Origin of the sequence: Stenotrophomonas sp. MYb57 (assembly GCF_002966815.1) — a bacterium.
GTDB lineage: Bacteria > Pseudomonadota > Gammaproteobacteria > Xanthomonadales > Xanthomonadaceae > Stenotrophomonas > Stenotrophomonas indicatrix.
Genome location: NZ_CP023271.1, coordinates 1,526,504 through 1,548,965 on the forward strand (window position 1 = coordinate 1,526,504; position 22,462 = coordinate 1,548,965).

Sequence of the window (22,462 nt, forward strand, 5' to 3'; positions counted from 1 at the left end):
CGTGGCGACATGTCGATTTCACAAATGCAGGTCACATACGACAAAAGAGGGGGCCATCCGGCCCCCTCCAGCTTCATTGCGATGATGTGTATCAATCAGAAGAACGCGCGGATCCCGAAGGCGACACCACGACCCGGCAGCGGCGAGTAATCCTTCAGCAGCGAGGTATGCGGACGCACTTCGCGGTTGGTCAGGTTGCTGCCATCCAGGAACAACTCGTAGCTGTTGCTGTCGCTGCGGTCCCAGCGGTAGGCCAGGTGCGCATCGACCAGGGTGTAGCCGTTGCTCGGCTCCTCGTTCTGCGCAACGTCCTTCTGCCGGCTGTAACGCACCGCGCCCACCGAGGCACGCCAGCCATCCTTCGCCCAGCGCAGGTCGGCGCCGACACGGGCCGGGGCGATGCGCGGCAGGTAACCGGTGTTGGCCAGTTCCACGCTGTAGTTGTGGTTGTGGTCACCGTGCGGCACGGCGATGTCCAGGGTGCGGCTGCCGTTGCCGTCCAGCTTGGCCTGCACGTAGTCGCCGAACACGCGCAGGTCCCAATCACCGGCGCCGCCTTCGAACAGGTGCACCAGCGCTTCGGCTTCGGCGCCCTTGAACACCGCGTCCTGCTGGGTCCAGGTGCGCACCGGCAGGCTCTCGGTGATGCCGGTGTCGGCCAGGTAGATGAAGTCCTTGAACCTGGTCTGGTAGATCGCGGCAGAGAAGTCCAGGCGCTCGCTGTGGGTGTGGATGCCCAGTTCAATGCGTTGGCCGCGCTCGGTCTTCAGGTTGGCATCACCGATTTCCAGCGAACGGGTGGCGATGTGCGCACCGGCGGCGTACAGCTCCTCATTGGTCGGTGCACGCTCGGAGCTGTCCACGCCGATGCGCAGGTCGACCGCGTCGTTGAGCTTCCAGATACCGGCGGCCGACAGGTTGGTGGCGTCGAACTTGCGGCGGCGGTAGTCGCCGGTCGGGTCCAGCTTGACCTGGTCGTGGCGACCGCCCAGTTCAAGCTTGAACGGGCCGAACTGCTTTTCCTGCAGAACGAACAGGCCGATGTTCTTGGTTCCGGTATCGGGCACGAACGCTTCTTCGCCCTTGGCGCCGAAATCGCTGTTGCCGAACTGCAGGCCGAAGGCGCCGTCCCAGCCGCCGATCTGCTGCTGCACCGCTTCCAGGCGGCCTTCGATGCCGCGGTTGGTGAAGCGGGTGGACGGCGTGCCAGCTTCCAGCTCCACGTGTTCGTAGTCGGTGTAGGCCACGCGCGCGTTGACGTTCTTCAGGAACGATACCGGGTTGTAGATGCCGGCCTTGGTCTCGAAACGGTTCTGCACCATGTCGATGCGCACGTCGTGCTCTTCACCTTCCTCCTCCTCGCCATGGTCGTGGTCGTGACCATGGTCGTGGCCATCGCCGTCGGCATGCACGTGGGCGCCGTTGGGGATGCCGTAGTTGGTGCGGTAGGTGCTGGCCGAGGCGCCGAAGTAGCCGCCTTCGCCCAGCCAGGTGGCGCCGACGCCACCGGCGCGGGTACGGATGGAACTGTTGTCCAGGCGGCCGCGACGCGGCTCTTCGCCTTCCTCGCCCGCGTGGTCGTGGTCATCGTGGTGGTCTTCCAGGCCGTCGATCACCGCGTAGCCGGGAATGCGGAAATCATCGCCATTGCGCACCAGACCATCCACGTGCAGCACGACATTGCCGCTCACGCCGTCCAGGCGGAACATGCCGCTGCGTTCGTCGTTGACCGAATTGCCACGCAGCTCGGCACGGCCGCTGAGCGGACGATCCGGCAGTTCGCGCGCAATGCGCCCATCGACCACGTTCACCGCACCGCCGATCGCGCCGCTGCCGAACAGCAGGGTAGCCGGGCCTTTCAGTACTTCGATCTGGTCGGCCAGGAACGGCTCGATGCTGGTGGCATGGTCGGCGCTGACGGTGGAGGCGTCCATGTTGCCCATGCCGTTGGACAGCACGGCCACGCGCGGACCTTCCTGGCCACGGATGATCGGGCGGCCGACGCCGGGGCCGAAGAAGGTGCTCTGCACGCCGGGCAGCTTGGCGACGGTGTCACCGAGGGTGCCGGCCTTCTGCTCATCCAGGCGCTCACCGGCCAGCACTTCGACCGGGCGCGCCAGCGATTCGGCATCACCCTGCAGCGGCGATGCCGTGACCTGTACCGAGGACAGCTCGGTCAGGTGGCGGTCACGATGCGAATCATCGTCGGAGGCCGCAAAGGCGACGGAGGGCAGCAGCGCAGCAAGCGCCAGGGCCAGGGAATGCGGCTTGAGGCGAGGGTGACGGGAGGGCATGGGCGGTCCTTTGTTACATTGTATCAATCGGGTGGCGCACGAATCCCGTCGGCGGGACAGGGGGAGGGGAACCGTGCGGGTCGGGAAACGATGTTATATTATTCCATAACGATTCGCCGCCCTGCTGGAAGTCATGCCCTTGCCCTCACGCCTGCGCCACCTGCTCGATCGCTTCGGCGCCACCGGTTCGATGCTGTGCGCGGTGCACTGCGCGGTCATTCCGCTGCTGCTGGCCGCTGCCCCCTCGCTTGGCCTGTCCTTCTGGCTCAGCGATGGCGTGGAGAAGGCGCTGGTGGTGTTCGTGACCCTGCTGGGCTTGTTCAGCCTGGTCTGGGGCTATCGGCGGCACGGTGCGCTGCGTGCGCTGGCGTTCCTGATTCCCGGCCTGGTCGCGTTGTGGGCCGGCGTGCTGTACGACCCGCTGCACCACAACGCGGTGCCGCATGCGGTGGTGATGACCTTGGGCGGCTTGCTGGTCGGCATCGCACACCTGGTCAACCTGCGCCTGAACCACGGCCACGTGCATGACGCCAGCTGCGCGCACTAGGCGCTCCGTGGTAGGCTTTCTGATCGTGCGCGGGGGCGCCCAGCAAGGCGGCCCCGCCGAACCCGTGTCAGTACGGGGTAACCAGATTTCACATTTGAGGAGTTGAAGACATGGGTAAGGGTGACCGCAAGACCGCCAAGGGCAAGCGCTACAACGCCAGCTACGGCAACGCCCGTTCGCACACCGCGAGCAAGGTCGCCGTAGGCGCCGCCGCCCCGGTTGCCAAGAAGACCGTGGCCAAGGCTCCGGCGAAGAAGGCTGTGGCCAAGAAGGCAGTGGCCAAGGCCGGCTGATCCGCCGACCGACCGCTCCAAAGAAAAACGCGGCGCTCGGCGCCGCGTTTTTTTTTGGCCATGGCCAAGGCATGGCGCCGCGATCAGCGCAGGGTTTTCTGCAGCGTCTGCGCGTTGCCATCGTTGGCCGCTTCCGGCACCTGCAGCAGGTGTGCCAGCAGCGGGTAGACGTCGACATTGTCGAAACCGTCGATCACCAGGCCTTGCCGGAATGAAGGGCCACGGGCGACGAACACCGCGCGCATCGACGGCAACGCGTTGTCGTAGCCATGTGAGCCGCGATCGGCGTGCTCGCGCTTGGCGATCTTCTCGCGCGTCAGCGCGTCCCAGCCTTCATCCATCTGGCAGACGATGGCTGGCACGCGCGGATGGGTGCCGTAATGCCAGCGGGCCGGAAGGTTCTCCTTCTTCCAGCATTCGTAGTGTGCGTGGCGACCGAGCAGGGCACGCTCGGCCTCTGCTTCGCGTCCCACCACCGGCGCGAAGCCGACCGACTGGCCTGCGCTGACGTTGCGCGCGATGGCAGGGTCAACCATCGATTCGAGGGCGATCACCTGGCCCTCCGGCACCGACGCCATGCCGTGATCGGAGACCACGATCACGTTGGTGCTGTCGGCCAGGCCGTGCTGCTGCAGGCCATCGAGCACCTGGCCGATGACCTGGTCGGCATGCACGATGGCCTCGGTGTACTGCCTGGATTCGGGGCCAAAGTTGTGGCCGGCCTTGTCCACGTGCTCCATGTACAGCGTGGTCAGGCGCGGCGCATCGGCATCGGTCTGCGACAGCCAGTCGAGCACCGTCTGCGCACGCTGCTCCAGCGGTTCCTTGGCATCATAAATGCGCCACTGGCTGGGCCGTGTGCCCTGGATCTCGGCTTCGCTGCCCGGCCATGAGGTGGTGGCGGTGCGCACACCGACCTTCTCGGCACCGACCCAGATCGGTTCGCCGCCCCACCATCCGCTGGTGGTCACCGCAGCGCGGTCGTGCAGCGCGAAGCGACCGAGCGCGGCATCGTCCATGCTGTTGTTGATGATGCCGTGGTGGTCCGGACGCAGGCCGGTGACCAGTGTGTAGTGGTTGGGGAAGGTGAGCGAGGGATAGGAGGGCGTCATCCAGCGCGCACGCACACCACCGTCGATGATCCGCTGAAGGTTCGGGGTTAGGCCGCGATCCAACGCATCGGCGCGCAGGCCGTCGATGGAGATCAGCAGCAGCTTCGGCGGGCTGGCGGGCGGCGTATTCGCCTCCGCAGCAGGTGCAGCGATGGTTGTCGAAGGCGAAGGCGTGGTGGTGCATGCGGCCAGGGGCAGCAGCAGCGCCAGCGTGCAGGTCAGGCGTACGGAAGTCATCCGGCCATGATAATCCGCAGCAATGACGTACCCAAGACACGCCATCGCGCCTGTGGCGCGCTGGCGTGTCCACGCATTTCACCTTATCCCCGCGCCTTTGAACAACAAGGGGGGCTCTTCTCAAGACAGATTACGGATGCTTCCATCCACGCATGGCGTGGATCTACCGGAACGAATCAAGCCGTCACCGGGAACCTGTCGAAGGCGGGGCGGTGTCGGATTGCGGGGTGTCCGCGGCATGGATGCCGCGGCCAAGCCTACAAGGACGTACTTGCGGCGACCCCGCAATCCGACACCGCCCCGACCACCCACGGATAGCCCGCTTTGGACGTTGATGTTGACGTTGACGTTGCTCTGGCTTGTAGCGGGTGCAGGGCGCAGCCCTGCCTCCAACCCTCATGCAAACAGCGGTGCCTGTCGCTGCTCCAGCCGCAACAACGCTGCCTTGGTTTCCAGGCCACCACCGAAGCCGGTCAACGTACCGTTGCTGCCGATCACGCGATGGCACGGCAGCACGATCGGCAACGGATTGCGGCCATTGGCCGCGCCGACCGCACGGGTCGCCGTCGGCTGACCCAGCTGCTGCGCCAGCTGCAGGTAGCTCCAGGTCTGGCCGAAGGGAATCAACGCCAGCGCGTGCCAGACGCGCAGTTGGAACGGCGTGCCATGCGGTGCCAGCGCCAGGTCGAAACCGCTGCGCTCACCGTGCAGGTACTGCAGCAACTGTTCGCGCGCCTCCGGCAATGCGCCGGGCGCGTAATGCCAGTGCTCGCGGCCGCGCGCAGGATGGCGGTTTTCCGGGAACAGAACGTGGGCCAGGCCATTCTCATCCCCGGCGATGGTCAGTTCACCAATCGGTGTATCGAAGCGATCGAACAAGAGGTTCATGAGGGTTCTCCAACGAAAGTGCCGGACAGGTGCCACAGATGCAGCACGGCATAGGCGCGCCATGGGCGCCATGATTGCGAACGGGCCTCGGTGGCGCGTTCGCTGAGGCGCTGGCCCTGCGCGTGGCCCAGCACCTGCTGCAGCACCAGGTCACCGGCGGGGAAGGCATCAGGCTGGCCGAGCCCGCGCAGGGCAATGTACTGCGCCGTCCACGGGCCGATGCCGGGCAGGGCCACGCAGCGGGCGACGAATTCCTCCAGTGCCTGCCCCGGCCCGAAGTCCAGCTGGCCGCTGGCGCAGGCTGCGGCGAGGGCGCGCACGGTGGCGGCGCGGCTGCGTGGCAGGCCGATCGATTCCAGCGGCGCGTCGGCCAGTACGTCCGGCGCTGGAAACTGACGGTCGAATTCGGACGGCATGCCGGGCAGGTGCGCACCGTAGGCATCGACCAGCCGGCGCGCGAACGTGGTGGCCGCGGCCACGCTGACCTGCTGGCCCAGTACCGCGCGCACGCCCACCTCGAAGCCGTCCCATCCGCCTGGCACGCGCAGGCCGGGGCGCTCGGCGATGCCGCGCGCCAACAGCGGTTCATCGCCCAGCGCTGCGTGCACCTGCTGCAGGTCGGCGTCCAGGTCGAACACACGGCGCACGCGGCGCACGATGTCCGGAATCAGGCGTGGGTCGACCGCGCCCAGTTGCAGGCGCAGCTCGGGCCGCTTCGGGTCGGCGGTGACGCGCAGCAGGGCGGGGCGCTCGGCTGTGCCCAGCACGCGCTGGTAACTGTCTTCACCGATCAGCTCGATGCCGGGCAGGCTGCGCTTGCGCAGGAAGGCCAGCATGCGGGGGAAATCCAGCGGCGGTCGATAGCCCAGGCGCAGCACCAGCCCGCCATCGTCGGCGGCCAGGGGGTGGTGTTGGCGGCGCAGTTCGGTAGGCGCCATGCCGCAGCCCTGCAGGAATGCCGTATTGAAGCGGCGCAGGCTGTTGTAACCAGCGGCCAGTGCCACGTCGGTCACCGGCAGCGTGGTTTCGGTCAGCAGCTGCTTGGCCAGCAGCAGGCGATGGGTCGCGTGGATCTGCCCTGGCGTTGCGCCCAGCCGTTCGACGAACAGGCGTTGCAGCTGGCGTGCGCTGAGGCCGATCTTTCCCGCCAGCTCGGCCACCGGCTGGTCCTGCAGGAAGCCAGCATGGATCAGCGCCAGGGCACGCTGCACGGCCTGTCCGGCCAGCGCCTGTTGTGCCAGCGGGGCCAGCTCGGGGCGACAGCGCAGGCAGGGGCGATAGCCGGCGGACGCAGCGGCCGCTGCCGTGGGGAAATAGGTGATGTTGCGCGGCTTCGGTGGTGGCGCCGGGCACACCGGCCGGCAGTAGATGCCGGTGCTGCGCACGGCGGTGAAGAACACGCCGTCGAAGCGTGCATCACGGGCCAGGCGGGCGCGATCGCAGGCGGCAGTATCGAGGGCGAGTGCGGTATCCATGGCGCCAGTCTAGGCGCCTGCGGGCGGTAGTACTCGCCATATTCGGACATGGATGCTGGAGGGGCTTGGCCGGGCTGCGCCCGGCACCCGCGGAGGCCTTCAAGCCAGGGCAGCAGCAAGGGCAACAGCAACAGCAACGTCAAAAGCAACGTCGAAAGCTGGCTTTCCGTCAGTTGGCGGGGTGGGTCCGGTTGCGGGGGACGCTGCAAGTACGTCCCTGTAAGCTCGGTCGCGCCATCCATGGCGCTCACGCCCCCGCAACCGGACCCACCCCGCCTTCGACAGACTTCCGCGAACTGTCGAGATGGCATGGCCTGCTCTTGGTGGATGTCGACCTTGGTCGACATGGTGGATCCACGCAATGTTGTGTGGGATGTCGGATGTCGCTGGGACGGGAAATGACAGGGTCGGAGGGTCAGAACAGGTTCAGTGGCGGGCGCTGAATGCGCGTCGTGGACGGGTAGACTGTGGTTCTTGCCTGTCTGAATCCGGTTGCCCGATGTCCGCCAAACTCCGCTGGTTGCCCCTGTTATTCCTGGCCCTGGCGGGCTGTAGCCAGTTGGAGAACCCCGGCAACGTCACCGCTGCCGACAAGGCCACGCGGGCCCCGGCCAGTGATGGTGAAAACATGGTGTCGATCAATGCCGCCGATGCGCCGCCACCACCGGCACAGGCGCGCAGCCGGGCTGATCGGCCCTGGCCGCAGGCGCAGCTGGAAAACGGCAAGGCCTGGGTCAGCTGCACCACCGATTACGCCGGCGACGGCGGCGATGGCATTGAACTGGAAGGCCTGCAGCGCGAACAGCTGAAGCAGGCGCTGGCGCCGTGCGCCGAGCGTGGCCTGCTGCGCGTGCGCTACAACGGCAAGATCAACCCCGGGTTTGCCGAGATGATGTGGCGGCTGGCCGTGGTCGCCGACGAGCTGCAGATCCACAAGCGCATCCTGGATCTGGATTCCAGCGGTGGCCAGGTGGAATCGGCCATCGTTGCCGGCGACAGCATCGGCGAATCCGGCTGGACCATCTGGGTGCGCGAGGGCTCGATCTGCCACAGCGCCTGCGTGTTCGTGCTGGCTGCCGGCGACAACCGGCTGTTGACCGGCAAGGTCGGCATCCACCGCATGATGCGCATCAGTTCCAAGGCCACTTCGCGCGCGGAACTCAACCGCGAGCTGCACGAGGTCTATGACAACGTGAAGGATTATCTGCAGCGCAATGGCGTGGCGGTGGGTGTGGCCGACCTGATGATGACCGTGCCCAACCGCAGCCTGCGCCTGCTGACGGCCGAAGAGCTTCGCCAGTACGGCCTGGACGGGACCAACGCCGTGCAGGACGACCTGGAACGGATCAAGCAGATGCGTACCTGCGGCGACGACTTCGTGCAGCGCAAGGATGCGTTCCTGGTGGCGTTCGACCAGCAGTGCAAGCGCGACGGAGCCGACATGGAATCGATCAACAGCTGTGGCCAGTCGCTGAAGCAGCGCTTCGGCTTCCCCGACCCGGTGTGCCCGGAGGAAAGCCCGCTGTCGGAGATCGACGTGGCTACGCTACCCCCGGCACCGCCGGAGCAGCCGCCGGTGGCCGAGCAGCTGCCCGCGGCATCGGCGGCACCGGCGGCGCAGGCCGAGGCGGGCGCGGTGGAAGGCAGCGTCCAGGCGCGCTGACGGCCCACTCACTGCGCTGGCGTAGACTGCGGTTCTTTCCATCGAACCGGCGGTGTCCATGAAGCGCGTGCTCCTGCTGCTGTCCTTGTTGCCCCTGGCTGCACTGGCGCAAACGCCGGCGCCGGCCACGCCCGCACCGGCCCCGGCTCGCCCCGCGCCGAGCGCACCGACGGCCGCGAAGCCGGCCACTGCTGCCGCGCCGGCGTTGAGCCCGGCCCAGCAGGCGCAGGTGCAGAAACAGGACGCGGAAATGGGCAGTGCCGCATTGAAGGCCGCGCAACTGGTCGACGCCAATCGGGCCGGTGAGCTGTGGGACGGCGCCTCGGCGGTTGCCCGCCGCGCAGTGCCCAAGGCGGCCTTCGTCAGCCAGCTTGCCGCAGACCGCACGCGTCTTGGCGCGCTGGCCGGGCGTGGCCAGCCGACCATCACCCGCGTGAAATACGCTGCAGGTGCTGCCGTGCCCGAGGGCCTGTACATCAACGTCAGCTTCCCGACCCGTTTCGCCAACAGCGCGCAGCCGGTACGCGAGCTGGTGTCGTTCCGCTTCGACGAAGACCAGACCTGGCGCCTGGCCGGCTACAGCCTGCGCGCATCCAGCCCCTGACGGAGATCGACGATGGCCACCGAACTGACGATGCTGGCGTGGGCGATGCTGCTGGGTTTCGTCTACATCTTTGCCGCCTCCACCGTGGTCACCCGCGAGCGCGGGATGAAATGGAATGCCTCCGCACGTGACGACTCGTCCAAGCCGCTGAGTCCACTGGCTGGACGACTGCAGCGGGCGCAATCCAACTTCTTCGAGACCTTCCCGTTCTTCGCCGCCGCTGCGATTGCGGTGGTGCTGGCCGGGCGTGGCAGCGACACCACCGCGCTGGCGGCGCAGGTCTACTTCTGGGCACGCGTTGTCTACCTGCCGCTGTACGCAGCCGGCGTGCCCTATGTGCGCAGCCTGGTCTGGCTGGTGTCGATCGTGGCGATCCTGGCGATGGTGTTCGCGCTGCTGTGACGCGCAGCTGATCCAGATCAAGGCCGGTCAGGCACGCAGCGCTATGCTGGCCGCGACTGGATCAACGGCAGGAGGCGCGCATGCGCAGGATGGACGTGGTGGTGGTCGGCGCCGGACCGGCCGGGCTGTGCTTTGCGCGCGCGCTGGCCAGCACTGGCCTGCAGGTGGGGCTGGTCGAGGCACAGCCGCGCCAGGCCCTGGCAGAGGCGGCCTTCGACGGCCGCGAAATCGCCCTGACCCATGCCTCGCGGCAAAGCCTGGAACAGCTTGGCCTGTGGCAGCGCCTGCCCGAAGCCGAGGTTGCCGAACTGCGCGACGCGCGGGTACTGAACGGAGGTTCGCCCTTCGCGCTGACCTTCGCCAGCAGCCAAGTCGATGGCCAGCCGCTGGGCTGGCTGGTGCCCAACCATCTGATCCGCCGCGCGGCCTGGCAGGCGGTGCAGGGCCAGGCCGGGCTGGAATTGTTTGATGGCCGCAAGGTGCAGGCGGTACGCGCCGACAGCCAGGGCCACGTGGTGCGTCTGGACGATGGCAGCGAGCTGCATGCGCGGCTGCTGGTATGTGCCGACAGTCGCTTCTCCGGCACCCGCCGCATGCTCGGCATCGGTGCGCAGATGCGTGACTTCGGCAAATCGATGCTGGTCTGCAGGATGCAGGTCGAGCGCGATCACCACCACACGGCGTGGGAGTGGTTCGGCTATGGCCGCACGATGGCGCTGCTGCCGCTCAACGAAGGCCAGGCATCGGCGGTGATCACCCTGCCGCCGCGGCAGATCGAAGCGCTGCTGGCGATGGATGAGATCGCGTTCGGGGAGGCCATCAGCGGCTTCTTCGAACACCGCCTGGGACGCATGCAGCCGGTGGCCACGCCACAGGCCTATCCCTTGGTCGGGGTGTATGCGCACCGCTTTGTCGGCGAACGTTCGGCACTGATCGGTGATGCCGCAGTGGGCATGCACCCGGTCACCGCACACGGTTTCAACCTGGGCCTGGCCAGCGCGCAGCGGCTGGCGCAGGGCATCGCCGAGCAGCAGCGGCGTGGAGCGGACATCGCCGCGGCCGGCATGCTGGGCCGCTACCAGCGGGGGCATCGGCTGGCGGCGCGGCCGCTGTATGAAGCGACCAATGCGATTGCCAGCCTGTATACCGACGACCGCCGTCCGGCGCGCCTGTTGCGGGCGGCCGGGTTGCGGGTGGCGCAGGGGGTGGCACCGTTCCGGCAGTTGATTGCCGCCCACCTGACCCAGCGCGTGGCCTGACGGCCAAGCGGTGACTTACGCGGCGGCCAGGACGCGGATCTGGCTGTCGTTGAACTCGACCACCTGGCCTGCGCGGATCTTGCAGGCCTTGCGCAGCTCGACCTCGCCATCGACCAGCACCAGGCCTTCGCTGATGACCATCTTGGCTTCGCCGCCGCTGGTGACCAGGTCGGCCAGCTTCAGCAACTGCTTGAGTTCGACGTAATCGCCGTCGAGATCGAATTCGAGGATCTGCATGGAGCGGGTTTCCTGGGGCAGGCGCTGCAGGACAGGGCCCGCGGCGGTAAAATGGGCGCCTATTGTGCGCCACGGCGGGCCGTAACGGCATGCCGTTGGCTTCCTGTACACCTTGTTCAGGCACAGTGCGGTATCATTCCGCTCTGAGCGAGTAAAACCTCAGCTCCAACCGAGCAGCGCCAGGGCACGCGATAAGAAGGGCGCCCAAAGCGCGGAATCCCCCTTTTTTTTCGCCTGCCATGCTCGTGGCAGTGCCTTCGGAGTTCCCCATGTCCCAAGAAACCCAAGCGCAGCTGCAGTTCGCGCAGCTCGGCCTGTCCGATTCTGTCATGCAGGCTGTCACTGCCATCGGCTACGAAACGCCGTCGCCGATCCAGGCTGCCACCATCCCGGCGATGCTGGAAGGCCGCGACGTGCTGGGCCAGGCCCAGACCGGTACCGGCAAGACCGCGGCCTTCGCGCTGCCGGTGCTGTCCAACATCGACCTGCAGCAGATCAAGCCGCAGGCCCTGGTGCTGGCCCCGACCCGCGAGCTGGCCATCCAGGTTGCCGAGGCGTTCCAGTCCTATTCCTCCAAGATCCCCGGTTTCCGCGTGCTGCCGGTGTACGGCGGCCAGCCGTACGGCCAGCAGCTGACGGCCCTGCGCCGCGGCGTGCACATCGTGGTCGGTACCCCCGGCCGCGTCATCGACCATCTGAACCGCAGCACGCTGGACCTGTCCGAGCTGAAGACGCTGGTGCTGGACGAAGCCGATGAAATGCTGCGCATGGGCTTCATCGACGACGTCGAAGCGGTGCTGAAGAAGCTGCCGGAGAAGCGCCAGGTGGCGCTGTTCTCGGCCACCATGCCGCCGGCCATCCGTCGTATCGCGCAGACCTACCTGAAGGACCCGGTCGAAGTCACCATCGCGACCAAGACCACCACCTCGGCCAACATCCGCCAGCGCTACTGGTGGGTGAGCGGCATGCACAAGCTGGACGCGCTGACCCGCATCCTCGAAGTCGAGCCGTTCGACGCGATGATCGTCTTCGCGCGCACCAAGGCCGGCACCGAAGAACTGGCCAGCAAGCTGCAGGCCCGTGGCCTGGCCGCTGCCGCCATCAACGGTGACATGCAGCAGGCCCAGCGTGAGCGCACCATCGCCATGCTGAAGGAAGGCAAGCTGGACATCCTGGTCGCCACCGACGTGGCCGCTCGTGGACTGGACGTGGAACGCATCAGCCACGTGCTGAACTACGACATCCCGTACGACACCGAAAGCTACGTTCACCGCATCGGCCGTACCGGCCGCGCCGGCCGCAGCGGTGAAGCAATCCTGTTCGCCACCCCGCGCGAAAAGGGCATGCTGCGCCAGATCGAGCGTGCGACCCGCCAGCCGATCGAAGAAATGCAGCTGCCGAGCGTGGAAGCGGTCAACGACAACCGCATCAACAAGTTCACCTCGCGCATCACCGAGACGCTGGGCCAGGGCGGCCTGGACTTCTACCGCCAGCTGCTGGAGCGTTTCGAGTCCGAACAGAACGTGCCGGCCATCGAAGTGGCCGCCGCACTGGCGAAGATGATGCAGGGCGATACCCCGTTCCTGCTGCAGCCGCCGGTGCGTGCACCGCGCGAAGAACGTGCGCCGCGCGAGCGTTTCGAGCGCACCGAGCGCCCGGAACGTGGCGACCGCAACGAGCGCGGCCCGCGCTTCGAGCGTGGCCCGCGTCGTGACGATGCCGAGGGTGGCTTCGAGCAGCGCCCGCGCCGTGACGTGCCGCCGCGCGGTGCACCGGAGCAGGGCATGGAGACCTACCGCATTTCGGTCGGCCACCAGCATGGCGTGAAGCCGGCCAACATCGTCGGCGCCATCGCCAATGAAGCCGGCCTGGAAAGCCGCTTCATCGGTCGTATCGACATCCACGACGACTTCTCGCTGCTGGATCTGCCGGCACAGATGCCGTCGGACGTGCTGACCCACCTGCAGAAGGTCTGGGTGTCCGGCCAGCAGCTGCAGATGCGCCCGTTGGCCGCCGGTGAAGAGGTCAATCCGGCGCCGCGTCCGTTCAAGCCGCGCTTCGACAAGCGTGGTCCGGGTGGTCCGGGTGGCCCGGGAGCTCCGCGCCGCAGCGGTCCGGGTGGCCCCGGCGGCGACCGCGACAGCCGTCCGCCGCGTCGTGATGGCTTCAACAAGCCACGTGGCCCGCGCAGCTTCTAAGCCGCGCTGAAGTAGACGAACAACGCCAGCCTCCGGGCTGGCGTTGTTGTTTGCATGGCGCCAGGGCGGCCCGGCCGCCGCTGCCGATCACCGGCCGGGTCCGGTTTCGCATGGCCCACACATCTGCGGTTCTAGGCTGGCGCGGTTCCGTAGGAGATTGTCACCGCAGCACATTCGGGGGATCCAGGATGGGTAGAAGTGGCATGGACCAACAGCGTCGACGGGTACCGATGACCCGCGGGCTGGGACTGCGATTTGCGCTGTTGACGGGCATGGCGATCGGCTTGGTCGCGCTGTCGGCTGTGATCCAGGAGCTGCAGGCGGCATCGACCGCATGGATCGCAGGGCAGGGCTACTGGTCGCGGGGGCAGCAGGACGCCACCGCAGCGCTCAGCCGTTACCTGGCGCGTGGCCATCTGCAGGATCTGCAGGATGCCCAACGGGCACTGCAGGTTCCGTTGGGTGACCTGCAGGCCCGCAAGGCGCTGGAGCAACCCGAACCGGACGAGGCGACAGCCCGCGCCGGTTTTCTGCGTGGGGGCAATGCCCGCGCCGACATTCCGCGGCTGATCTTCTCGTTCCGCCATGCGCGCAACGTCGGAGCCTTCCGCGAAGCCACCTGGTTGTGGCGGCAGACCGACGCAAACCTGCTGGCCATGCAGTCGCTGGCGGAGGAACTGCAACGGCGCCATGGCTCCGGACCGCTGGACGAGGCGACCGTGGATGACTACCTGCATCGGCTGCGTGGCATCGACCACCAGCTGCGCGGGCAGGCGCAGGCGTTCTCGCAGGCACTGCTGCGCATGGCCCGCGCGGTGCGCATCGCGACCCTGGCCGTGGGCGGCCTGTCGGTCCTGCTGATCAGCCTGATGGCGGTGGCCCTGGCGCGGCGGGTGGGCAAGGACCTGACCGAGCATGAGAGCCGCTTCCGGGCTGCCTTCTACCAAGCCAACGTCGGCATGCTCAAGCTGGATGCCGGCGGCCGGGTGGTGGAGGCCAACCAGGCGATGGCCGACATTCTCGACCATCGTCGGGACGTGCTGCTGCAGATGTCGCTGGCCGAGCTGCTGATGGAGGGCGAGCTGGTGATCGATGAGAGTGGCCACATCGACTGGGAGCGCCAGCTGCGACCGGGCGAGCTGCGCTTCCGGCGCCGCGATGGCAGCCTGGTGTGGGGGCGCTGGAGTGGTACCGGCGTGCGCACCGCCAGCGGCCGCCTGTCGGTGTTCGCCATCGTCGAGGATGTCAGCCAGAACCATGCCCTGGCACGTGAGATAGAGCACCACGCCAGCCATGACCCCCTGACCGGGCTGATCAATCGTCGGGAGATCGAGCGCCTGCTGGAAAAATCGCTGCTGCAGGTCCGCTCCGACGGTGGGACCCATGCCCTGGGCTACATCAACCTGGACCACTTCAAGCTGGTCAACGACAGCTTCGGCCACGCGGCCGGCGACCAGATGCTGCGCAGTTTCGCCGAGTACCTGGTCGGCGCGGTGCGCGATGGCGACTGGGTCGGCCGCCTGGGGGCGGACGAGTTCGCGGTGTTCCTTGCCCGCGCCAACCAGGATGAAGCCAAGCGCGTGCTGCAGCGGCTGATCCGCAACCTGGGCCAGGCCACGTTCCCGGTCAGCGAGGGCAGCCCCCAGTTGAGCTGCAGTGTCGGCGTGGTCGAAGTGACAGCCGAGGCGCCGGACGTGAACTGGTTGATGAGCGCGGCCGACAGCGCGTGCTATGCGGCCAAGCAGGCCGGTCGCAACCGCGTGCATTGCTTCAACGAAAACCGGCTGGCGCTGGAGGAGCGACGGCTGGAGGCCGAACGCCTGCAGGGCGTCAGTCGCGCCATGGCCGAGAACCGGATGCTGTTGTATGCGCAGCGCATCGCCAAGGTCGGCGATCCGTCCTACCTGCACTACGAGGTGCTGGTGCGCATGCGTGACAGTGAAGGCGTACTGCACCTGCCGGGCCAGTTCATGCCTGCGGTGGAGCGCTACGGCATGGCGGTGGTGCTGGACCGGCACGTGCTCGGCCTGCTGTTCCGCCACTTGCAGGTGTGCCCGGCGCACGTACGGCAGCTGGGCCTGTGCAACGTCAATGTATCGGCCCAGTCGATCGCCGAGCCGGGATTCCTTGCCTTCGTCTGTGACCTGCTGGAGCGCAACCGCGCGCTGGCGTCCAAGCTCTGTTTCGAGATCACCGAAACCGCGGCCATCGGTAACCTGAGCCAGGCGCGTGCCTTCATCGACGCGGTCAAGGCGCGCGGCTGCCGGGTGGCGCTGGACGATTTCGGCTCGGGCCTGTCCTCGTTCGGTTATCTGCGGCAGCTGTCGGCGGACATGCTGAAGATCGATGGGGCATTCGTACGCGACATGGACACCGATCCGGTCAGCCGTGCCAGCGTGCGCGCGATCAGCGAGCTGGGCCGCGAACTGCAGATGGAGGTGGTGGCCGAGTGGGTGGAGACCACCGAAATTGCCGAGGCGCTGGCCGGGATGGGCGTGCAGGGGCTGCAGGGTTATGCCATCGAACGGCCGCAGCCGCTGGAACGGCTGACCCTGGCTGACCTGCGACCGATGCGGTTGGCCGGTACGCAGGGGCCATCGGCTGTCGGCTGAAGGTGCTGCGGTCGGGCGACGCCCGGCACCCGTGTAGTGCCGGCCGCTGGCCGGCAACCTCAACGGCAACAGCATCAGCTGCATTCCGTGGGATGGCGGGGTGGGTCCGGTTGCGGGGGACGCCGCAAGTACGTCCCTGTAGGCTCGGTCGCGCCATCCATGGCGCTCACGCCCCCGCAACCGGACCCACCCCGCCTTCGACAGATTCCGGCTGCTGTTGGTGGGTGTCGACCTTGGTCGACACGTAGATCCACGCCATGCGTGGATGACATCCAATCCATTCATTGATTTCGAAACGGTATGAACATCCATCCACGCACGGCGTGGATCTACCAGATGGCGGGACACTGTCAGGGGTGGGGCGGTATGGGCAGGCAGGACCGTTGGCGCCATGGGCCCGAGGCATGCCCTCGGGCGGGTTGGGCAGGACGCCCAACCCCGGTCTTGCCGTGTGCGCAGGACGGCGCACACGAGCAAGGCGCCATCGAGCCCCCATGGATGGGTTTACGGCGTGTCCTGCCTGCCCATACCGCCCCGCCCACCTCGGTAGCCGCTTTCGCTGTTGCTTCGGCTCGGGCCTCTGCGGGTGCCGGGCGGCAGCCCGGGCCAATACCCCCGCCACTTTGGTCTACACATCGGTGGTGCATTCCGCTGCGATAATGCCGCCAGGGGCGACGCGCAATGGGCGCGGACGTAAGCAGGAACAGGACGTGGCGTGGGCGGCAGGCAGGTGCGTTTGGAAACAGGGGCGGTGCTTGTCCTGCTGCTGGTGTGGTTGGCGTTGCCGTGGCTGGGCCACGCGCGCAGCGTCGACGCTGGCCGCGATTACCTTCTGGTCGGCACCGCGACAGCCGAACCTACGCCACATCGCGCGTGCACGCCGGAGATGCTGGCCGGGCCGCGCCAGCAGACACGGGTGAATGCCCCGCCAGAAGGCTGGTCCGGCGAGCCGCAGGCGCTGGATGTCTTCAACATCTTTGCCGGCGAAGTGCGGCTGCAGCACGGTGATCGTGAGATCTGCGGCAACATGCAGGATGCGCGCACCCGCGATTCGCGCTTTCGTGCGGGCATCGGCATGGTGGCGGTACCCGCTGCCGGCAGCCACGAACCCTTCCTGGTCTCCTGGCAGACGCCGCTGAAGGCGCGCTGGGTTCCCACATTGCAGCTGGGTGCGCCCAGCCCGGTGCAGCAGAACGACACTGCCCGGCTGCTGGTGCGCGCCGCATGCATCGCCGTGGCAATCGCGCTGGCGCTGTCGGCGCTGATGGCCTACCTGACCACCCGCGACCGCAGCTTCCTGATGTATATCGGTGCCACCCTGGTGCTGGTGCTGTGGCAGTCGATCCTTGGCGGCCTCAGCGGCTATCCCGAGCCCTGGCTGCGCGTCGGCGGGCGCGGTGACTGGTGGCTGCTGGCGCTGACGGCAGCGACCCAGGCCCTGGTGTTGCCGGCGCTGTGGCGCCTGAACGGCGGTGACCGCGTGCTGCCACGTTCGCGCGCGGGCCAGCAACTGGTGTTGTGGTCCCTGCTCACGCTGGCGGCACTGGTGCCGTGGTTGCAGCGCGATGGACTGGTCGTGGTCGCACAGGTCCTGCAGTGGAGCTTCATTGCCGGCTGCGCGCTGTCGTTGGCGATGGGCATCTGGGCCCGGTTGCGCGGCGATGTCTGGTCGCTGGCCGGACTGGCCGCACTGGCGCCGATGCTGGTGCTGATCGTGGCCGACGCCGCCAGCGCGCATTGGTTGATGGAATACCGGGTGGAGGCCCTGCAGCTGGCGGTCACCTGGCTGCTGATGATGGCGGCCTATGCGCTCAACCTGCGCCTGGGCCGGCTGCGCCAGCAGCGCGATGAAATGCGCCAGCTCGCCGAGACCGACATGCTGACCGGCCTGCCCAACCGCCGTGCCGGCCTGCAGCAGCTGGCCCAGCATCTGCAGGGCGGCGAGCGTGAGAGGGGGCCGCTGGTGATCGGCTTCCTCGATATCGATCTGTTCAAGGACATCAATGATCGCCATGGCCACGAGATCGGCGACCAGGTGCTGGTGGCCGTGGCCCGCGCGCTTCGCGCCGCTGTCCGCAGCGAGGACCAGGTGGTGCGGATGGGGGGCGAGGAGTTCCTGCTGCTGTTGCCGGGCATGCCGCGTGAGGTTGCGGCCACCCGCCTGGAACGCCTGCGCCAGCGCATCACCGAGACCTGCCGGGACCTGCAGGTGCCCGCTCTGGAGGTGACCGCGAGCATCGGCATGGCACAGTGGCGACCGGCCGAAGATGACCTGGCCGCGCTGCTGCGGCGCGCCGACCACGCCATGTACGTAGCCAAGCGCAGTGGCCGCAACCGGGTGTTCGATGGCGAAACCGAAGATCCGTTGACCACGGCATGAGGCGGGAAGGGCGGTGATGCCGGATAATGGGGCGATGACCAGCCGACTCAACAAATACATCGCCGACACCGGCTTCTGCTCCCGACGCGAGGCCGATCGCCTGATCGCCGCCCGCCGGGTCACCGTCAATGGCCATGCCGCCGGCACCGGCGCGGTGGTCGGCGAGGATGACAAGGTGCTGGTCGACGGCCAGCCCCTGCGCGTGCGCACTGCCCGCAAGCCGGGCGCCCGCCGCCACGTGTACATCGTGCTGAACAAGCCGGTGGGCGTGACCTGCACCACCGAAAGCACGGTGAAGGGCAACATCGTCGACTTCGTCGGCCATGAACAGCGCATCTTCCCGATCGGCCGCCTGGACAAGGAGTCCGAAGGCCTGATCCTGATGACCAGCAACGGCGACATCGTCAACCAGATCCTGCGCGCCGAGAACGGCCACCAGAAGGAATACCTGGTGGCAGTGAACAAGCCGGTCACCGACGAATTCCTGCGCGCGATGGCCCGTGGCGTGCGCATCCATGACCAGATGACGCTGCCGTGCAAGACCTCGCGGATCGCCAAGTTCGGTTTCCGCATCATCCTGCAGCAGGGCCTGAACCGGCAGATCCGGCTGATGGCGGCCGAGTTCGGCTACCGCGTGACCCAGCTGCGCCGCGTACGTATCGACAACGTCAAGATCGGTGCACTGAAGCCGGGCCAGTGGCGCAACCTGACCGAGCAGGAGCTTCACGGCCTGTTGCCGCAGCAGCAGGACTGGTAAGCAACGGCCGGTAGTGCCGGCCGCTGGCCGGCAACTGCACGGTGCTGGCAATGAACATCAGGGAGCCGACCAACGGCCGGCACTACCGGAATGCAGATTGGCCGCCCGCATCCGCTAGACTTTGCGGCGCCCTGCCGGAACGTGACGCTGCATGATCAAGCCCGACAAGCCCGCCAACGAAGCGCTGCGCCTGGAGGCGCTGTACCGCTACCGGATCCTCGATTCCGAGCGCGAACGCTCGTTCGATGACCTGGTGGCCATCGCCAAGGCGGTGTGTGGCACGACCATGGCGGCCGTGACCCTGATCGACGTCGAGCGCCAGTGGTTCAAGTCGATGCAGGGCATCGCCGCGACCGAGAACCTGCGCAGCGAGTCGATGTGTGGCCACGCGATCCTGCAGCCGCAGGAAATCATGGTGGTTGAGGATGCATTGCAGGACGTCCGCTTCCACGACAATCCGGTGGTGACCGGCGACCCGCATGTGCGCTTCTATGCCGGTGCGCCGTTGATCAGCAGCGACGGCCTGCCGCTGGGAACCCTGTGCGTGTTCGACGCGCGGCCGCAGCAGCTGGCGACCGACAAGGCCGAAGCGCTGGCCGCGCTGTCGCGGCAGGTGATGGTGGTGATGGAGCTGCGCCGTTTCGCCCTGGATATCCAGCGGCACATGCTTGAGCGCAACGATTACGAACGCCTGCTGTCGGAGTATCACGATGTGCTGCTGGCCCAGAATGCCGATCTGGCCGAACAGAGCCGTACCGACGCCCTGACCGGCCTACCCAACCGGCGGGCACTGGCAGCAGCGCTGGACGAGGCGGTGATTGCCGTCGATGGCCGCGACCGGCAGACCTGCGTGGCCCTGCTGGACATCGATCATTTCAAGCACATCAATGATTTCCAGGGCCACGCGACCGGCGACCGGGTGCTGGCCGAACTGGGGGCGCTGCTGCGCTCGCACTTCGCCGGTGGAGGTCTGGCCGCGCGCTATGGCGGCGAGGAATTCGTGGCACTGATGCCGGACGCTGACCTGCGTACCGCCGAACTGCAATGCGAGTTCCTGCGGGTAGCCGTGTCCAACCTGCCGCTGGGCTTCCCGGTGACCATCAGCATCGGTGTGGCACAGCACCAGCCCGGTGAAACGTCTGACCAGACCCTGGCCCGTGCCGATGCCGCGCTGTACCGGGCCAAGGGCGCCGGCCGCAACCGGGTGGAAGTGGCGCCCTGACCGCCCGCGCGGCTGCGGTGGATCCACGCGATGCGTGGATGGCCCGGGCCTTTGCGTGCAGTCGCAGCCATTGCGATACCCGTACGGCACCCTCAACGTCTCACCGCAAGGACGTCGACCATGCTGCAGACCCTGGCCATCGCCAATTACCGATCGCTGCATGCGCTGGTGCTGCCGATGCAGCGGCTCAACGTGGTCACCGGCGACAACGGCAGTGGCAAATCCAGCCTGTACCGCGCGCTGCGCCTGCTGGCGGAAACCGCGCAGGGCGGTGTTGCAGCGGTACTGGCGCGGGAGGGTGGATTGGGCTCGGCGCTGTGGGCCGGTCCGGAAAAGATCGACCGCCGCGTGCTGGCCGGGGAGATCCCGCTGCAGGGCGGGCCGCGCCAGGAATCGGTGGGGCTCAAGCTGGGCTTCGCCACCGATGAATTCGGCTACGCCATCGACCTCGGATATCCGCCACCGAGCCGATCAGCTTTCGCGCTGGACCCGCAGATCAAGGCTGAAGCGATCTGGGCAGGGCCGTTCCTGCGCAGCGCCAATCTGCTGGTCGACCGCCGCGGTGCGCTGGTGCGGCAGCGGCACGCACGCGGCTGGGACCTGGTGGACGACCGTCTTTCGCTGTTCGACAGCCTGTTCACCCAAGTGGGCGATCCACAGCGCATGCCGGAAGCCATCACCTTGCGCGAGTACATCCGCCGTTGGCGCTTCTACGACCACTTCCGCAGCGATGCCGATGCACCGGCGCGACAGCCGGCGATGGCGACCCGTACCCCGGTGCTGCACCACGACGGCCGCGACCTCGCCGCCGCCTGGGTGACGATCCTGGAAATCGGCGATCCGCAGGCGCTGGCACGGACGATCGAGGATGCATTTCCGGGAGCGACGGTCAGCTTCGAGGAACTGGATGGCCGACTCGCGCTGCGCTTCCACCAGCCCGGTCTGCTGCGGCCATTGTCGATGGCCGAATTGTCCGACGGCACGCTGCGGTTCCTGTTGCTGGCCGCGGCCCTGCACACGCCACGGCCGCCGCCGCTGCTGGTGCTCAACGAGCCGGAGACCAGCCTGCATCCGGACCTGCTGCCGGCGCTTGCACGGTTGATCATCGCCGCCAGTGCACGCAGCCAGGTCTGGGTGGTATCGCACGCCACGCGCTTGATTGCCGCGCTGGAACAGGCACCGCAGTGCCATTCAATGCACCTGCACAAGGAACACGGGCGTACGCTGCTGAGCGGGCAGGGCCTGCTGGATGCACCGGCCTGGCATTGGCCGCAGCGCTGAGACGGGTGCCGGGAAGATCCACGCAATGCGCGGACGCGCTCAATCGGCGATGTTGCGCGCTTCGGATGTTCCGAGGATTTCCGGATGCTGCACGCGCTTGCGGCGGTTGAGCAGCGGATGCAGGAACACGGCACCGACGATGATCGCCACGCCCAGGTAGAACCACGGGGTGACTTCATGCTGCTCGCGCAGCAGCACCACGGCCAGCAACACGGCGTAGACCGGTTCCAGGTTGGTGACCAGCTGCACGGTGTAGGCGCTGAGGTGGCGCAGCGCGACCAGGGCCAGGGCGAACGGCAGCAGCGTGCAGACACCGGCCAGCACCAGCAGCAGGATGCCGTCGTGCAGGTCGGGAACGATCCACAACGGGCTGGCCAGCGCTGGCAGCAGGTACGGCATCAGCGGTGCCAGCAGGGTCAGGGTGAGCGTGCCCGCGCCCAGCTCCAGCGCGGTCACCGTCAGCGGATCGGCATGGCTGACCATGCGCTTGTTGAGCGAGCCGAACACTGCCACCAGCAGGGCCGAGAGCGCGCCGATCAACACGCCCAGGCGCATGCCGTCGGGCACGCCGCCCACCACCAGCGCCACACCGGGCAGCACGGCCAGGCCGAAGGCCAGTTCGCGCAGCTGGAAGGGACGCTTGGCCACCCAGGGCTCGATGATCGAGGTGAACACCGGTGCCAGGGCGATGCAGGTGGCGGCAACCGAGGCATTGGCCAGCTTCACCGCGCCGTAGAAGGTCAGCCAATGCAGGGCCACCAGCGCGCCGATACCGGCATAGCCGGCGACCAGCCGCAGCGGCAACGTGCGCAACCCGCGCCAGACCCGCGGCAGCAACGCCAGCATCGCCACCACCAGCAGCATCCGCCACCACACCAGCGGCAGCGCCGGCAGGGTGATCAACTTGCCGAGGATGGCGGTGACGCCCCACAGCAGGACACAGAAGTGGATCTGCCAAAGCGCTTTGCGGGTGTCGGGTGTGCTCATCGACGTATTGTGAG

At 67.4% G+C, this 22,462-nt stretch carries 18 protein-coding genes; 12 read left to right on the forward strand and 6 right to left on the reverse strand.

From position 1 onward, the window contains the following. Nucleotides 1-95 precede the first annotated feature (95 nt). Complete coding sequence (locus CLM74_RS06995) at nt 96-2,294, reverse strand: TonB-dependent receptor (RefSeq protein WP_025879337.1); 2,199 nt, start codon at nt 2,292-2,294, stop codon at nt 96-98. A 133-nt stretch (nt 2,295-2,427) separates the two neighbouring features. On the opposite strand from CLM74_RS06995, the gene CLM74_RS07000 reads away from it, so the two are divergent. Together CLM74_RS07000 and CLM74_RS07005 are read left to right on the forward strand one after the other, a co-directional pair. Then, the gene (locus CLM74_RS07000; RefSeq protein ID WP_025879338.1) at nt 2,428-2,841 is read left to right on the forward strand and encodes a MerC domain-containing protein; all 414 of its coding nucleotides are present in this window, start codon (nt 2,428-2,430) and stop codon (nt 2,839-2,841) included. 110 nt (nt 2,842-2,951) lie between these two features. Further along, entirely contained in the window at nt 2,952-3,134 is a 183-nt protein-coding gene (locus CLM74_RS07005; RefSeq protein WP_025879339.1) for a 30S ribosomal protein THX, read from the forward strand. An 83-nt stretch (nt 3,135-3,217) separates the two neighbouring features. Here the strand turns inward: CLM74_RS07005 and CLM74_RS07010 are convergent, their stop codons facing one another. The 3 genes from CLM74_RS07010 to CLM74_RS07020 form a co-directional block, all read right to left on the reverse strand. Then, the gene (locus CLM74_RS07010) at nt 3,218-4,483 is read right to left on the reverse strand and encodes an ectonucleotide pyrophosphatase/phosphodiesterase (RefSeq protein ID WP_105163752.1); all 1,266 of its coding nucleotides are present in this window, start codon (nt 4,481-4,483) and stop codon (nt 3,218-3,220) included. Between the two features lie 396 nt (nt 4,484-4,879). After that, nucleotides 4,880-5,371: a methylated-DNA--[protein]-cysteine S-methyltransferase gene (locus tag CLM74_RS07015; protein ID WP_025877732.1), complete on the reverse strand. Its 492-nt coding sequence runs from the start codon at nt 5,369-5,371 to the stop codon at nt 4,880-4,882. After that, nucleotides 5,368-6,846 carry a DNA-3-methyladenine glycosylase 2 gene (locus tag CLM74_RS07020; RefSeq protein ID WP_105163753.1) on the reverse strand — a complete coding sequence of 493 codons (1,479 nt, stop codon included), beginning with the start codon at nt 6,844-6,846 and terminating at the stop codon, nt 5,368-5,370. The genes CLM74_RS07015 and CLM74_RS07020 overlap by 4 nt, the downstream gene beginning before the upstream one ends. A gap of 499 nt (nt 6,847-7,345) precedes the next feature. Here CLM74_RS07020 and CLM74_RS07025 point away from each other — a divergent pair, with 499 nt between their 5' ends. The 4 genes from CLM74_RS07025 to ubiM all read left to right on the forward strand — a co-directional run bounded on the left by CLM74_RS07025 (nt 7,346) and on the right by ubiM (nt 10,774). After that, nucleotides 7,346-8,509 (forward strand): hypothetical protein, encoded by a 1,164-nt coding sequence (locus CLM74_RS07025; protein ID WP_032975753.1) that lies wholly within the window; start codon nt 7,346-7,348, stop codon nt 8,507-8,509. A gap of 58 nt (nt 8,510-8,567) precedes the next feature. Then, nucleotides 8,568-9,113 carry a DUF4019 domain-containing protein gene (locus tag CLM74_RS07030; RefSeq protein ID WP_032975755.1) on the forward strand — a complete coding sequence of 182 codons (546 nt, stop codon included), beginning with the start codon at nt 8,568-8,570 and terminating at the stop codon, nt 9,111-9,113. Between the two features lie 12 nt (nt 9,114-9,125). Beyond that, nucleotides 9,126-9,515: an MAPEG family protein gene (locus CLM74_RS07035; RefSeq protein WP_025877726.1), complete on the forward strand. Its 390-nt coding sequence runs from the start codon at nt 9,126-9,128 to the stop codon at nt 9,513-9,515. Between the two features lie 80 nt (nt 9,516-9,595). Beyond that, nucleotides 9,596-10,774, forward strand: a complete 1,179-nt coding sequence (ubiM, locus tag CLM74_RS07040) for a 5-demethoxyubiquinol-8 5-hydroxylase UbiM (RefSeq protein ID WP_105163754.1) — start codon at nt 9,596-9,598, stop codon at nt 10,772-10,774. A gap of 15 nt (nt 10,775-10,789) precedes the next feature. Here the strand turns inward: ubiM and CLM74_RS07045 are convergent, their stop codons facing one another. Continuing rightward, nucleotides 10,790-11,011 carry an RNA-binding S4 domain-containing protein gene (locus CLM74_RS07045; RefSeq protein WP_025877723.1) on the reverse strand — a complete coding sequence of 74 codons (222 nt, stop codon included), beginning with the start codon at nt 11,009-11,011 and terminating at the stop codon, nt 10,790-10,792. Nucleotides 11,012-11,280: 269 nt separating this feature from the next. On the opposite strand from CLM74_RS07045, the gene CLM74_RS07050 reads away from it, so the two are divergent. The 6 genes from CLM74_RS07050 (at nt 11,281) to CLM74_RS07075 (ending at nt 21,461) form a co-directional block, all read left to right on the forward strand. Beyond that, nucleotides 11,281-13,209 (forward strand): DEAD/DEAH box helicase, encoded by a 1,929-nt coding sequence (locus CLM74_RS07050; RefSeq protein ID WP_025877722.1) that lies wholly within the window; start codon nt 11,281-11,283, stop codon nt 13,207-13,209. Between the two features lie 188 nt (nt 13,210-13,397). Continuing rightward, nucleotides 13,398-15,821, forward strand: a complete 2,424-nt coding sequence (locus CLM74_RS07055; RefSeq protein ID WP_025877721.1) for an EAL domain-containing protein — start codon at nt 13,398-13,400, stop codon at nt 15,819-15,821. A gap of 715 nt (nt 15,822-16,536) precedes the next feature. After that, nucleotides 16,537-18,201, forward strand: a complete 1,665-nt coding sequence (locus tag CLM74_RS07060; RefSeq protein ID WP_059063561.1) for a diguanylate cyclase — start codon at nt 16,537-16,539, stop codon at nt 18,199-18,201. A gap of 34 nt (nt 18,202-18,235) precedes the next feature. Then, nucleotides 18,236-18,958, forward strand: a complete 723-nt coding sequence (locus tag CLM74_RS07065; protein ID WP_105163755.1) for a pseudouridine synthase — start codon at nt 18,236-18,238, stop codon at nt 18,956-18,958. 151 nt (nt 18,959-19,109) lie between these two features. Then, a complete protein-coding gene (locus tag CLM74_RS07070) occupies nt 19,110-20,180 on the forward strand; it encodes a sensor domain-containing diguanylate cyclase (RefSeq protein WP_059063565.1) in 1,071 nt (356 codons plus the stop codon). 120 nt (nt 20,181-20,300) lie between these two features. Then, nucleotides 20,301-21,461 (forward strand): AAA family ATPase, encoded by a 1,161-nt coding sequence (locus CLM74_RS07075; protein WP_025877713.1) that lies wholly within the window; start codon nt 20,301-20,303, stop codon nt 21,459-21,461. Between the two features lie 39 nt (nt 21,462-21,500). Here CLM74_RS07075 and CLM74_RS07080 read toward each other — a convergent pair whose 3' ends face one another. Next, the gene (locus tag CLM74_RS07080) at nt 21,501-22,448 is read right to left on the reverse strand and encodes a DMT family transporter (RefSeq protein ID WP_025877711.1); all 948 of its coding nucleotides are present in this window, start codon (nt 22,446-22,448) and stop codon (nt 21,501-21,503) included. Between the last annotated feature and the right edge of the window lie 14 nt (nt 22,449-22,462).

Bases quoted from the DNA above. Each gene is read 5' to 3' on its own strand.
- CLM74_RS07030 (WP_032975755.1), top strand. From the start codon at position 8,568: ATGAAGCGCGTGCTCCTGCTGCTGTCCTTGTTGCCCCTGGCTGCACTG.
- CLM74_RS07035 (WP_025877726.1), top strand. From the start codon at position 9,126: ATGGCCACCGAACTGACGATGCTGGCGTGGGCGATGCTGCTGGGTTTC.
- CLM74_RS07055 (WP_025877721.1), top strand. From the start codon at position 13,398: ATGGGTAGAAGTGGCATGGACCAACAGCGTCGACGGGTACCGATGACC.
- CLM74_RS07005 (WP_025879339.1), top strand. From the start codon at position 2,952: ATGGGTAAGGGTGACCGCAAGACCGCCAAGGGCAAGCGCTACAACGCC.
- CLM74_RS07065 (WP_105163755.1), top strand. From the start codon at position 18,236: ATGACCAGCCGACTCAACAAATACATCGCCGACACCGGCTTCTGCTCC.
- CLM74_RS07020 (WP_105163753.1), bottom strand. From the start codon at position 6,846: ATGGATACCGCACTCGCCCTCGATACTGCCGCCTGCGATCGCGCCCGC.
- CLM74_RS07045 (WP_025877723.1), bottom strand. From the start codon at position 11,011: ATGCAGATCCTCGAATTCGATCTCGACGGCGATTACGTCGAACTCAAG.
- CLM74_RS07050 (WP_025877722.1), top strand. From the start codon at position 11,281: ATGTCCCAAGAAACCCAAGCGCAGCTGCAGTTCGCGCAGCTCGGCCTG.
- CLM74_RS07070 (WP_059063565.1), top strand. From the start codon at position 19,110: ATGATCAAGCCCGACAAGCCCGCCAACGAAGCGCTGCGCCTGGAGGCG.
- CLM74_RS07075 (WP_025877713.1), top strand. From the start codon at position 20,301: ATGCTGCAGACCCTGGCCATCGCCAATTACCGATCGCTGCATGCGCTG.
- CLM74_RS07080 (WP_025877711.1), bottom strand. From the start codon at position 22,448: ATGAGCACACCCGACACCCGCAAAGCGCTTTGGCAGATCCACTTCTGT.
- ubiM (WP_105163754.1), top strand. From the start codon at position 9,596: ATGCGCAGGATGGACGTGGTGGTGGTCGGCGCCGGACCGGCCGGGCTG.
- CLM74_RS07000 (WP_025879338.1), top strand. From the start codon at position 2,428: ATGCCCTTGCCCTCACGCCTGCGCCACCTGCTCGATCGCTTCGGCGCC.
- CLM74_RS07015 (WP_025877732.1), bottom strand. From the start codon at position 5,371: ATGAACCTCTTGTTCGATCGCTTCGATACACCGATTGGTGAACTGACC.
- CLM74_RS06995 (WP_025879337.1), bottom strand. From the start codon at position 2,294: ATGCCCTCCCGTCACCCTCGCCTCAAGCCGCATTCCCTGGCCCTGGCG.
- CLM74_RS07025 (WP_032975753.1), top strand. From the start codon at position 7,346: ATGTCCGCCAAACTCCGCTGGTTGCCCCTGTTATTCCTGGCCCTGGCG.
- CLM74_RS07010 (WP_105163752.1), bottom strand. From the start codon at position 4,483: ATGACTTCCGTACGCCTGACCTGCACGCTGGCGCTGCTGCTGCCCCTG.